The sequence below is a fragment of the Arthrobacter sp. LjRoot78 genome (assembly GCF_964254335.1).
Classification (GTDB): Bacteria; Actinomycetota; Actinomycetes; order Actinomycetales; family Micrococcaceae; genus Arthrobacter.
The window spans coordinates 4628050-4640317 of record NZ_CAXUTG020000001.1 but is presented as its reverse complement, the minus strand read 5'-3'; the positions used below and the strand labels follow the sequence as shown (position 1 = coordinate 4640317).

8 protein-coding genes are annotated in these 12268 nt (G+C 59.4%); all 8 read left to right on the top strand.

Annotation, left to right across the window (positions count from 1 at the left end; translation table 11 throughout):
* Positions 1-469: 469 nt before the first annotated feature.
* Positions 470-607: a 50S ribosomal protein L34 gene (rpmH, locus tag ACSQ1X_RS21500; RefSeq protein WP_003800212.1), complete on the top strand. Its 138-nt coding sequence runs from the start codon at positions 470-472 to the stop codon at positions 605-607.
* A gap of 42 nt (positions 608-649) precedes the next feature.
* The gene (gene rnpA / locus ACSQ1X_RS21495) at positions 650-1060 is read left to right on the top strand and encodes a ribonuclease P protein component (RefSeq protein ID WP_436059226.1); all 411 of its coding nucleotides are present in this window, start codon (positions 650-652) and stop codon (positions 1058-1060) included.
* Positions 1053-1448, top strand: coding sequence for a membrane protein insertion efficiency factor YidD (gene yidD / locus ACSQ1X_RS21490; protein WP_436059225.1), 396 nt, complete (start codon positions 1053-1055; stop codon positions 1446-1448). The genes rnpA and yidD overlap by 8 nt, the downstream gene beginning before the upstream one ends.
* 16 nt (positions 1449-1464) lie before the next feature.
* A complete protein-coding gene (gene yidC / locus ACSQ1X_RS21485) occupies positions 1465-2442 on the top strand; it encodes a membrane protein insertase YidC (protein ID WP_436059224.1) in 978 nt (325 codons plus the stop codon).
* A complete protein-coding gene (locus ACSQ1X_RS21480) occupies positions 2442-3008 on the top strand; it encodes a protein jag (RefSeq protein ID WP_436059223.1) in 567 nt (188 codons plus the stop codon). Before yidC ends, ACSQ1X_RS21480 begins: the two co-directional genes overlap by 1 nt.
* Before the next feature lie 19 nt (positions 3009-3027).
* Positions 3028-3678 carry a 16S rRNA (guanine(527)-N(7))-methyltransferase RsmG gene (rsmG, locus tag ACSQ1X_RS21475; RefSeq protein ID WP_055797387.1) on the top strand — a complete coding sequence of 217 codons (651 nt, stop codon included), beginning with the start codon at positions 3028-3030 and terminating at the stop codon, positions 3676-3678.
* An 87-nt stretch (positions 3679-3765) separates the two neighbouring features.
* On the top strand, positions 3766-4830 hold the full coding sequence (locus tag ACSQ1X_RS21470; RefSeq protein WP_436059222.1) for a ParA family protein: 1065 nt from the start codon (positions 3766-3768) through the stop codon (positions 4828-4830).
* Between the two features lie 65 nt (positions 4831-4895).
* A complete protein-coding gene (locus ACSQ1X_RS21465) occupies positions 4896-6077 on the top strand; it encodes a ParB/RepB/Spo0J family partition protein (RefSeq protein ID WP_436059221.1) in 1182 nt (393 codons plus the stop codon).
* Positions 6078-12268 lie beyond the last annotated feature (6191 nt).

Below are 12268 nucleotides of genomic sequence, written 5' to 3'. Positions count from 1 at the left end.
CAATCAGTTCCTCAAACTTGCTTGCCTGCATTACCTGCAGCCACAAGTCCTGAACCAGGGGCTGGTTCCGGCTTATATCCACAGGGTTATGCACAGAGCGTGGATAATCGGCTACTGAGCCACTCTAGGGGATGAAAAGCCTAGAAGATAGCTGGGTAGAGCCTTGTGGATAATTACACTGTTGTGGTTCGAAAACGGGCCCTGTGAGCCACTTCATCCACAGGCTGTGGGCGGAGGTTAACCACAGCAGGTGCGGGGCAGTGAGGGGCAGCCCGGTTTGACTCTCGGATGCTTTTTGGCCTAACGTTGTGAAGTCCTTTGTGTCCGCTTTTCGACCTCATTTGAATCTCTCTGACGTTCTGCGTCCTACGAGCCGAGGGCAGCGTGTGCACATACAAAACTTAGCGTCGGCCAGTTCTTCCCCTTTTTGATCGGGTGGGCGCACCTTTGATCCACTGGAGTAACTAACGTGAGCAAGCGGACTTTTCAGCCGAATAACCGCCGTCGAGCCAAGAAGCACGGCTTCCGCCTTCGTATGCGTACCCGTGCCGGCCGTGCCATCCTGGCAGCCCGTCGTGGCAAGGGCCGCACCGAACTGTCGGCCTAAATACACTGACTCGTCGGTCAACATCCCTTTGCGAGTTTAACGGTGCTAGCCACCAGGAACCGTCTGAGGACCCCAACCGATTTTTCAACAACTGTACGTTCCGGCGTCCGCAATGGACGCCGGAACGTAGTGTTATATACGGTAGCTATTGCTGCTGACGAACCAAGCCGGATCGGATTCATCGTTTCCAAGAGTGTCGGGAACGCTGTTGTCAGGAACCTCGTTAAGAGGAGACTGAGGGAAGCCGGTGCTTTGTCGTTGCAGGAATACGGTACCGGGTTCGCCATTGTGGTCCGGGCACTGCCTGCGGCCGCGGCTGCCAGCTGGGACCAACTGCTGGCAGATTACAACGCCGCTCTGGAAACAACCATGAAACGGCTGGGCGGCCGCCTTCCTCGGGCCGCGTCAGCGGTTTCACGGGAAACAAGACAGGAAGGGACACCGCGTGCGTAACTCCATTGCCGCCGTCGTCCTCTTCCTCAAACCGGCAGCGGTCCTGGTGGGCACAGCGCTCTGGAACCTGCCCCGCAACTTTCTCATCCTGCTGCTGAAGGCCTACCGCAAGGTGATTTCACCCTTGTACGGTCAGGTCTGCCGCTTCTTTCCTTCGTGCTCGGCGTACGCCCTCGAAGCGATCACGGTGCATGGCGCCGTCAAGGGAAGCTGGCTCGCAGCCCGGCGCCTAGCGCGCTGCCATCCTTGGAATGCCGGCGGCGTGGACCATGTCCCCGCCGGCCACCACGAATGGCCGGAAGGCCGCACCCCCACAATTGTTGTGCTGAACAACCCGGATAAATACCTGGCTGCGCAGTCTGATGGAGAAGGCCGTTTTGCGGCCTGACGAATAGGGATATCGTATGGACTTCTTTGGAACAATCATGTTTCCGTTCAAGTGGCTGGTCTCAGTCATCATGGTCGGATTCCATGACGGACTGAGCGCCATTGGCTTGCCGGCTGCCAACGGCTGGACGTGGACGCTGTCCATCATCGGGCTGGTGCTCGTGATCCGTGCTGCCCTCATCCCCGTCTTCGTCAAGCAGATCAAGGCCCAGCGCGGCATGCAGCTGCTGCAGCCTGACTTGAAGAAGATGCAGGAAAAATACAAGGGCAAGACCGACCAGCTGTCCCGCCAGGCCATGGCGCAGGAACAGATGGCGCTGTACAAGAAGCACGGAACAAATCCGTTCTCCGCCTGCTTGCCCATGCTCATCCAGATGCCCTTCTTCTTCGCACTGTTCCAGGTGCTTTCAGGTATCACTGCCGCCAAGGACCTGGGCCAGGGCATTGGTGCCATGAGCCATGACCAGGTGGTCCAGTTTGATGCGTCCAGCATCTTCGGGGCACCTTTGTCCTCGGCGCTTCTTCACGGCGGGGCCGGCAACCCGGCGGTGGTTGTGCTCAGCATCGTGATGATCCTGGCTATGACGGCCTCGCAGTTCATCACGCAGAAGCAGATCATGGCCAAGAACATGTCCGAAGAGGCCATGGCCAGCCCGTTCATGCGCCAGCAGAAGATGATGCTTTACATCCTGCCGATCGTCTTTGGTGTGGGCGGCATCAACTTCCCCATCGGTGTCCTCATCTACTGGACCACCACCAACCTCTGGACCATGGCCCAGCAGTTCTTCGTCATCCGCCGCATGCCGACGCCGGGATCCCCCGCCGCCAAGGCCCTCGCCGAGCGCCGTGCCGCCAAGGGCCTCCCGGACCTGCCCATCCTGGGAGGCAAGAAGGCCGACGTCGAGGCTGAAGCTGCCGCTGCCGCTGCAGCCGCGGTCGCCGAGGCCAAGAGCCAGCGCATCCAGCCACAACGTAAGAACAGGAAGAAGAAGTAATGTCTGTCGATAGCACCGAAAACGCCGTTTCCGCCGAGGCCATTGAAGACCAGGACGACGCCCAGGATGAGATCCAGGATGCAGGCAAGGGTTCTTCCGCCAGCCGGCTGGAAGAAGAAGGCGACGTCGCCGCCGACTACCTGGAGGAATTGCTTGACATCGCAGACATTGACGGCGATATCGACATAGAGGTCCGCAACGGACGGACATACATTTCCATCGTGGCAGAGGAAGAATCTGCGGGTCTTGAGAGTCTTGTTGGCCGCGACGGTGAAGTGCTCGAAGCCCTGCAGGAGTTGACCCGGCTTTCGGTCCTTTCCGCCACCGAGAACCGTTCCCGCTTGGTGCTGGACATCAACGGCTACCGCCAGGAGCGCGCAGGCCACCTCCAGAAGATCGCGGAGGACGCCGTGGCTTCCGTGAAGGAATCCGGTAAGGCTGTGGCACTGGAACCGATGAGCGCCTACGAGCGAAAGATTGTCCACGACGCTGTGGCCGATCTCGGGTTCGTCAGCGAATCCGAAGGCGAAGGTGCCGGGAGGCACATCGTTGTCTCCGCAGACTGAAGATTCCGAGACGCTGACAATGGTTGACATTACCGACGCCGAGCTGAAGGCGGCTGAGGCGATCTTTGGCGACCGCCTCGACCTGGCCAAGCGCTACGTGGAGCACCTGGCCACCTCGGGTACCGAACGTGGCCTTATCGGACCGCGTGAGATCCCCAGGCTCTGGAGCCGGCATGTTTTGAATTGCGCCGTTATCGAGCGGGAAATTGCCCAAGGCAGCCACGTCGCGGATGTTGGCAGCGGTGCCGGACTGCCGGGACTGTGTCTGGCAATTGCGAGGCCTGACCTTGAACTGACGCTGATCGAACCGCTGGAACGCCGGGTGATATGGCTTCAGGAGGTTGTGGACGACCTCGGGCTGAGCAACGTAACGGTCATGCGCACGCGTGCTGAACTGGCCGTGGGTATGGTGAACGCCGACGTCGTCACCGCTCGTGCGGTTTCGGCTTTGTCCAACCTTGCCGGCCTGACGATCCCCCTGCTTGCTGGTAAGGGCGAGGTTGTGGCTATCAAAGGACGCAGTGCGGGGGAAGAGATCGAGAAGGCTGCCAAAGCCATCCGCAAGCTCGGCGGCGTTCAGACGTCCGTAGTGGTGGTCGGCGAGGACATCCTCGAAGAACCCACCACTGTGGTCCGAATCATCGTTAATAAGACGCAAAAGATTGCCTAACCGCTGGCCCGGTGCCGCAGGACTTTTGGGGGAACCAGTTAGGCTAGTGAACGGCAGAAAAAGCCGAATGAGAGTGAGTGTGTCACAGTGACCAGTAGCGAAGCCTCCACACAGCGGATACCCCCGTTCGTGTCCCTGGGGTCCGCACGGGCCATGGTTGCGCCCTCAATTGCGCCCACGGATTCGTGGAATCATCTGAATTCGGTTACAAACCGGTCCAAGTCCGCGGCAGTTTCACGTGAAACTGAATCGGTCAGTGGCAACATCATGGACTCCATTGATGACTCGAGCCCGATTGCCCGGGACCTGGCCCACGAAAACAAACGCCGCGAACGGTTGATCGGCCGCGAGCTGCCGAAGCCGGAGAAAACGCGCGTCTTCACCGTCTCGAACCAGAAGGGCGGGGTTGGCAAGACAACCACCACGGTCAACATTGCCGCTGCCCTCGCTGCCGCCGGGCTGAAAGTCCTGGTCATCGACATCGATCCCCAGGGGAACGCTTCCACTGCCCTCGGCATTGAACATCATGCGGACGTCGACAGCATCTATGACGTCCTGATCAACGACGTTCCCCTCAAGGACGTTGTGGCCCCGTGCCCTGACATCGATAACCTGATTTGTGCACCCGCCACCATTCACTTGGCCGGCGCTGAAATTGAACTTGTTTCACTCGTCGCCAGGGAACAGCGGCTCCGCCGCGCGATTGATGTGTATGCCAAGGAACGCGAGAAGTCGGGCGAGGCCCGTCTTGACTACATCTTCATCGACTGCCCGCCGAGCCTTGGGCTGCTAACGGTCAACGCGTTCTGCGCCGCCAGCGAGGTGCTGATTCCCATCCAGTGCGAGTACTACGCTTTGGAAGGCCTCAGTCAGCTTCTGAAGAACATTGAGATGATCCAGAAGCACCTCAACGCAGATTTGGTTGTTTCCACCATTCTTCTCACCATGTATGACGGCCGGACGAACCTGGCCGCTCAGGTGGCAGCCGAAGTTCGTCAGCACTTCCCGGACCAGGTCCTTGGTGCCGTGGTGCCGCGATCGGTTAGGATCTCCGAGGCACCCAGTTACCAGCAGACTGTGATGACGTACGACCCCTCCTCCAGCGGTGCACTGTCCTATTTGGAAGCCGCAGCCGAAATCGCTGAACGTTAGAATTTTCAACAATTGCACTAGCCAGAGCCGGGTCTGCCGGGCTCTTCCATTGGAGGGATTTATCCATGAGCGATAAGCGACGCGGCCTCGGTCGTGGTCTTGGCGCACTCATTCCAAGTTCCGCTCCGGCTAACGCTTCCGGCAACGGCGCAGCGCCTTCACGACCTGTGGACTTGTTCTTTCCCGAGGCACGCAAGACGTCCACGGCCACAGCCGTTCCCGTGGACGAAGAAACGTCTGTGCCGGCTTCCCCTGAACCCAAAAAGTCCGTCGGGAGCGCAGCGCCGTCTGAGCTGAAGGCTCCGGCCCGGAAAGCAGCAGCTAACTCCGTCTCAGCCAAGCGAGCCGATACCGAAAAGCCTGACGAGGATGAGGTGGCTTCATCAGAGGCTGCCGTTGTCACCGATACCGGACCTGAACTGGTAGAAGTCCCGGGTGTCAGGTTCGCGGAAATTCCGGTCGGCGACATTCACCCGAACCGTAAACAGCCCCGCTCCGTCTTCGATGAGGACGATATGGCGGAGCTCATTCACTCTGTCCGCGAAATAGGCGTTCTTCAGCCAATTGTGGTCCGGACGTCAACCGAAAAGGGTGGCGAACCGTATGAGCTCGTCATGGGTGAACGCCGGTGGCGTGCAGTGCAGGCCGCGGGGATGGAAACCATCCCCGCAATTGTCAGGGACACCACTGACGATGACCTCCTTCGAGATGCACTCCTCGAAAACCTTCACCGCAGCCAACTTAATCCTCTTGAAGAAGCGGCTGCCTACCAGCAGCTGTTGGAGGACTTCGGTACGACGCATGAACAGCTTGCAGATCGCATTGGTCGTTCTCGCCCCCAAGTTTCGAACACCTTGCGCCTCCTGAAGCTGCCGCCGCTGGTTCAGCGAAGGGTTGCAGCGAGTGTGCTGTCCGCTGGGCACGCGCGCGCACTCCTTGCGCTTCCCGATGCAGCGGCGATGGAACGCCTGGCGCAGAAGATCGTCGCAGAGGGAATGTCCGTTCGCGCGACCGAGGAAGCTGTCACTCTGTACCAGAGCCCTGCAACCACCGCGAAGAACAATGTCCCCCGTCCGGGCGCTCGTCATGAGCGGTTGGACTACCTCGCGTCGTCTCTGTCAGATCGACTGGATACCAATGTGAAGATCTCCCTCGGCGCCAGAAAGGGCCGCGTGAGTATCGAATTTGCCAGCGTGGAGGACTTGAATCGGATCATGGAAGTTCTTTCGCCCGGATCTGAGAACTAAACCTAAGCGACCGGAGAGGGCCTGTTTCACGTGAAACAGGCCCTCTTTTGTGTCCTCCTACCGCTGGTCGACGACTCGGCCGGAGATCACTCCTGGTAGTACCTGATCAGCATCAGTTTCGGGTTTAAGATGACCTCAAACAGCTGAAGTCTATGGCGGCGGGATGCCCGTCGCTTCGCCGTCGTGGAGTCCGCAGCTTCGGAGAACGCAGACGGGCGCTTTCTGCCGACCGTTGCACGTGTTAGTGCTGGCGTCGTGTCGCGGGGCACTTAGCGGCCTGGAGAGCCGTCCTGGGGCCCCTGGGCTGTGAATACTGAGGTCCCTGCTAGAAGGGAGTATTGCGGGCTCAGCAGGGCCCACCCCCCCCGCGGACGACCGAAAAATGCCTCACATGGACGCAACTGGCCTACCTCGGCAAGATTTCGACGCCGGATAGACGCAGACACCCTGTGGCAAAGTCGGAACCAAGTGATTCCTGATACTGGAGGGTAGGGATGTCGGCACCAGTTCACGTTTCGATCGCCGGCAGACGGTTGGTGGCTGTTGGTCTTCTGAGACGGTAATAGCGGAATCCACCGCATCGGGGCTTCTTGTTCCCGAGTCTCCTGGTGTAGGTAGTACCGGCGTTGTAGTGGTGGATGAAAAGGACGGGTAGATCCGGAAGGAGTTGGGTGCGGACGCCGTTCGAGTACAGATTGATCCATCCGGGCGCATTGTTTGACGCAGGGAAGATGGTTTTTCACTAGGGCGAATGGTTGGTCTCGCGTTTCCCTTTGACCTCTCTCGCCGTGTCGCACCGGACGGATCGGCGTCCTTCTCGCGGAATTTCATTGGGTGGCGCAGATTAACTCAAGCTGTAGCCTCAATTGGATGCATGTGCTGTTTCACGTGGAACCATGCCAAGCACACACTGGAGTTGCTACACGCACCCTGTTGATTGCGAAATATCAGACTACGGCGGATCGCAAAGTGTGGACGTCTGCTGGAGCATCACGGCTTAGCCGGCGCCAGAGACGCTTTTCGGGCAATCTCCGGAACCACTCACCGGGCGTGGCCCGATGAAGATGCAGGCAACAGGGTCTCTGTGCATCTCGGCATCAGTCACCTATATCTCCTTCGGATCTTCAGTGCCTGCGCATGGCGATTATGGTGCGGTTAGATGTGCAGGACGTGGCAGTGGCCAGGCATTGCCATTGATCTGCAGACGAAATCCGACTGACAGAAGTACTGCCGACCGAGCGGGACTGCAGCTGTTTCCTTTGGATCTCAATTTCTCCGCTGAATGCCGACCACAGTTCTCTCGACCGATTTTCTCGAGCGGCGCCCATGCCAGATGCCGACCCAGCGCGGTGCCCTGCCGTCGATCCAAGACTGAGTTGGTTCTGTGGCATGGTCCTGAATGGACGCGCTCATCGGGCACTCCCCCCGGAGCGTCCAGCGCTCGGTAGGTCGCACTCCCCCCAATTGCAGGGCCTGTTTATGTTTCACGTGAAACGTTGACTAGGCGGGTGAATCCACAACGGACTACCCATCTGTCACGGGCGACTGTTTGAAGGGCCTGCTGCGCCGGGTCAAAGTGGTGACTAGGTAGCGGTTGGCAAGTAGCCTGTCCGACTCTGTGACCTCGTCGGCTTGTGGTGAAACAGACACGGACCCCTGGGGACCCGGGTCGCGCATTGGAATTTGGCCAACTGTGGATAGGTCTAGGACAAGCGCAACCTGGACTGCTCCGGTCACCCGGAATGCCGATGGGCTGGCGTGATGTCAGACGAAGATGCGCTGCCGCCGACACGCCGCGGGCCCCTGGTGCAGTCGAGTTTCGGCGGCTCCCGGAATGTCGCGGCTCCCCCGCTGCTCGACGAAGAGTACGCCGGGCTGCCCGGCCCGTCCGCGGTCGTCGGATCAGGCTTGAGGTACACATCAAGATTGGCTCCATTTGAGTGAATGATCGAGGTGTGGTCCACGCTCGGGAGACCGACTGATGGAGGGAGCTTCAAGCCATGTCGCCCTTCTGATTTCCTTCGGTGATGTTCGCAGCGCGGGTGGGCCTGCGTCTAGTTGGAGATCGGAACCTGTCGCGATCCCGAGCTCTCGCCATCGCTACATCCTGCGATCGAGACGCACACAGATCCAGCACGTTGGAGTCCGTGACGGGTCGGTGGCAGCACCTCCCATGACGGCCCAACTGCCAATCGTCAGTCAGTAGTGACCGGACTCGAGCTCTTCTGTGACGTGTGCGTTGATGTCGGAGAGCCGTCGTACAGGTCCGACATGAGTACGTCCATGTATCGTCGGACCTCTCCCGACTATGTGGACGGCGTGTCACTTGGTGCGGTGGTCGGTGCATAACCCGGTGGATATCACTGTGGATAACTTTGTGGACAATTGACAACAACACTCCGCTCGTGGTGATGTCACGGTGCTGCACATCCAAGGACGTCATGGTTTGGGCCCGCCAGCGGATTTCTGTGTTTCACGTGAAACATTGCAGGTGGCTGTTTTCAGCGAGAATTTGGCACCAAAGGCGCCATTTCCGTGGATAGTGGGCACTCTTTTCACCATTGGCAGGCAATTTCGGCCATTCTGAAGCTTCCGCGACTATGGAAGTCTATAGTGACTCCCGTCACGGGGTGCACTGGCTCCTTGTCACCACGGGCCATGGCGAAAATCACAGCAGCGCCCATGTGGAAAGAGCTGTGGATAAACCTGTGGATATCGGATGTGGACAAATGGCGGGCGCTTGGGGAAAAGTCCGCTCCGGAGCGGATCCGTGACAACTTTGCTGCTGGCTCTGACAGCGGAAGATCCCTCGCTCCGAGTTCTATCGCGGATGTTCACAGCATCAGAAGACAGCCACCACGCATCCCCCGCTCTTCCTCATCAGCACTTTCCGGTCGATTGGAAGGCACCACTGTACGGCTACTCGGTAACCGGATCGCGGCTAGATCGTCAGGAATTTGCGCTCGAATTGCGGAACCATGGGGCAGAGATAGACACGCAGACCGTACCAAGCGTATTACCGGGAAGCCAGGAAATCTCGAAAGCTATGCCCTCGTATACGAGGTGCGTGCTGAAAGTCGTGGAACCTGCCGGGACAGCCTGCGGGCGGATAGCTTTTCTTCACCGAACTTCAAACGTCTCGCTTCGCGGAGGCGGGCCGACTTCTTCACCGGACACCTCGACGCATTCCTGGCGTTCAAGAGGCGTCGTCGCAAGTGGCAGGCGGGTTCACAGTGGCCTGTTGCGTAGAATCTGCGTCTTCATTTTCGAGGGGATTCATCCGCGGCTGGGTTGCGGTCTTGGGTATCAAACATAGGGTGCAAGACAAGATTGGGGTCGCATTGGAGCCCGGAAGATGGGCTGACGGGCCGGCGATGAGTCACCCCTTCTGTCTTGGCGATGTGCCGTTCTTCGATCGCGAACGTGCCAGCATCGGTGCCCGCGGCATTCTCCAGTTCTACGGTGCTGAGTGATTGCCTGGTCCGCCAGGCGATCCACGGTGGGAAGTGCGCTGTACGCGAAGTGGAGAAGGTTGGGGTATTCCAATTGCTACTCGACGGGGGTTGCCGTGGCCGCAATTGGCACCGTGGGTTGGCTCCCCGTATAGGTTCGTTGGAGAACGCGCGCCCATATGTCGGAGGCCGCTGACTGCCAGGTCTGGGTCCTCCAGGTGGTGGTCTCCAGGTGGCATCACGTCAGCGGTACCCCCATTGGTCCGGGCAGCGGTTTTCAGAGGAGCGCCGAGTTGAATTCTTCCCCAGACTCCTGCGGATTTCACTTTCGTCGGCTCTAGTTGGAAGAGTGGGCACCGAGTGCTGACCTGAGGCACCGAGCCCATCTATCCTACGGACGGTCTCTTCGGCCATTGTTGTGCCCGATGGCAGCTAGGATTCACCTACGTGGGGTTAGCGGATTTGCAGAACCAGGGCCGAGTCGTGACGGTGGAGTGACAGTGCTCAGCAACAGTCATGAAATCCCTTTTGGGCGGTGTGTTCAGTTGCCATCAGCGTTGGAATCAATGTGTCTGTTGGCAGCTGGGCGAATTGAAAACCGGATTGGTTACTAAGGGCCGATGTAGCTTGTGTTTCACGTGAAACATGGGCGGGCGCACATGAACCCTTCCCCGGACATCCCTAGTACACATCGTGGCGAGCTGGTGCGTTGGTGCGCTGGTGCGCTGGACCGCTGGTGCCCTGGTGCGGCGGTGCCTTGGTGCCGTTGTCCGGACATTCCTAGTTCACATCGTGGCGAGCTGGTGCGCTGGACCGCTGGTGCCCTGGTGCGGCGGTGCCTTGGTGCCGTTGTCCGGAGCTCCGCCGGCATAGGAAGCCGGTCTGATCGGCGACGCACTTCTGCGGCGTCCCACTGTCTAGCGGCTCCATGAGAGCAGAGTGTCGTCCTGAACCGAGTTGCCGCACATCAGCCGCGGCTGCCTGCGGGCTGTATGGGCGGGGTTGTCCTGCCAGTTGATCCTCTTGGCCCCGGCGGGTTTCCACTCATGTGCACGGTGAACACCCCGTTCCATGTGACCAGGCGACGTCCACGACGGAGGATTCGGCCATTCTTGCGCACCTACGGGTGTTGGATTCGTTAGAGAGGTGCATCGCAATTATGAGGAGTTGTGGAGCTTGACCGTCGCAAGGTCGTTTCTGATGCTGCACGTGTTAGGTGGATGTTTCACGTGAAACAGCGGTGGTCGCGACTGACGGGACCGTGATGGGGTAGCGGTCATTGTCGGCTCCCCCCGGACTTTGTGCCCGGGCACTCCCCTGGAAGGATGTCAGATTGCTGGCTGTACTGACGGCATACCAGGATGCGACTCACAGACGCCAGACGCCGATTACCCTGAGTTATCAACGGGCTCCACAGGTGTCGGCACGTTGCTGGTACGCACAGGGCGCTCACTGGGAGATCCCTTAGGAATACGTTCAGATCAGTTGACGATCCGTTGACGCCCCCTGGAGTGGTCCCCTTGCATGTATCGCTGGCGCTGAGAGAGGCCCAATGGGCACGGGAGTCGCTAAATCGGACGATGTTAGAGTCCCAGAACTATACCCAATCGTGCGGTGTCGTCCACATCCATGCGGAATCGTCCTCTGCCCGGACTGGGCCCCCTCGTGGACCAATCGTGAAGTCGACCAGTCGAAGTCGGTTGAGTTGCGGGGCTATCCGCTTCCTGGCTGAAAGCACGTGCCCGAGGTTGTCAAGAAATCGGGCGTTCGACTCGTTTGTTCAGTGCAGGGCTTCAATGAGTGTGAGGTTGTTGGCACCGCAGCGATGAAGGTGTGGGGTCGCCATCCTATATGTCCCCGGGATCGAGAGCAGTTGGCGCTGCTTGTGAACTGGACCAGGTTCCCGGGGCTGGTGCATCGGGGTATTACGATCTTGGGATGAACTTTGACGCACGAAAGGGTCTAGTCAGAGCCGCAGGATCTTCCGCCAAGCTATGGCGCGTTGGCAGGATGAGTGCTCCTTGATGGGCTCGCGCAGCAAGTTCGAAATCCAAAGGGCCTCCCGATGCCAAATTCTCGAGCAGGTTAGCTGAGTGTTTCACGTGAAACTATTCTCCCGGGAGGGGTGAGCCTGAACGCATCGACTGGGGACGATTTTCTTTTGGACTGTCTCTGAGAACCTGGTAGCTGAACAACCGTCGCCGTTCCGAGACTCCAGATTCAGCACCATGTGGACTCGCCCAGGTTCGCGTGGCCACTGGGAAGTTTGCGTGCCCACTGGGAACAGGGGTGACAGTGTTTCACGTGAAACACTCGCAGGCTTGGACGAGGATCGATCAGCATTTGGCGGCGACGCCCCAGATCGGATCTGGCCCCGACACAGTCAGATACCTAAGGAGCTCCTCGACTAGTTCAGCGAGACGACGGCGACGCTAGAATGCACGGCAAGTCCCCCAAGTGGCCCCGCCATTCGAGGCCGTGAGCCACTTCGCACCGTGGGCCAATCCTGAAGACAATCTCGATCCGAAACAACCAGCCGGAGTTGTGGAATGCCGGTCACCCCGCTGGGCACGCTTCTATCCGATGGGAGTAGGTCGAGCGCTCCCCCGAAACAGCTCGTGGGCAGGTTGCCAGGCCGCCAGTGCCCCGTCCGCGAGGGCCTGCCGTCCGCCAGGTTGCCAGGCCGCCAGTGCCCCGTCCGCCAGGCTGCCGCCGGCCAGTCCCCTGACCGGCAACTCG

Coding starts and splice junctions, on each gene's coding strand:
- ACSQ1X_RS21480 (WP_436059223.1), top strand. CDS start 2,442: ATGTCTGTCGATAGCACCGAAAACGCCGTTTCCGCCGAGGCCATTGAA.
- rsmG (WP_055797387.1), top strand. CDS start 3,028: ATGGTTGACATTACCGACGCCGAGCTGAAGGCGGCTGAGGCGATCTTT.
- ACSQ1X_RS21465 (WP_436059221.1), top strand. CDS start 4,896: ATGAGCGATAAGCGACGCGGCCTCGGTCGTGGTCTTGGCGCACTCATT.
- yidC (WP_436059224.1), top strand. CDS start 1,465: ATGGACTTCTTTGGAACAATCATGTTTCCGTTCAAGTGGCTGGTCTCA.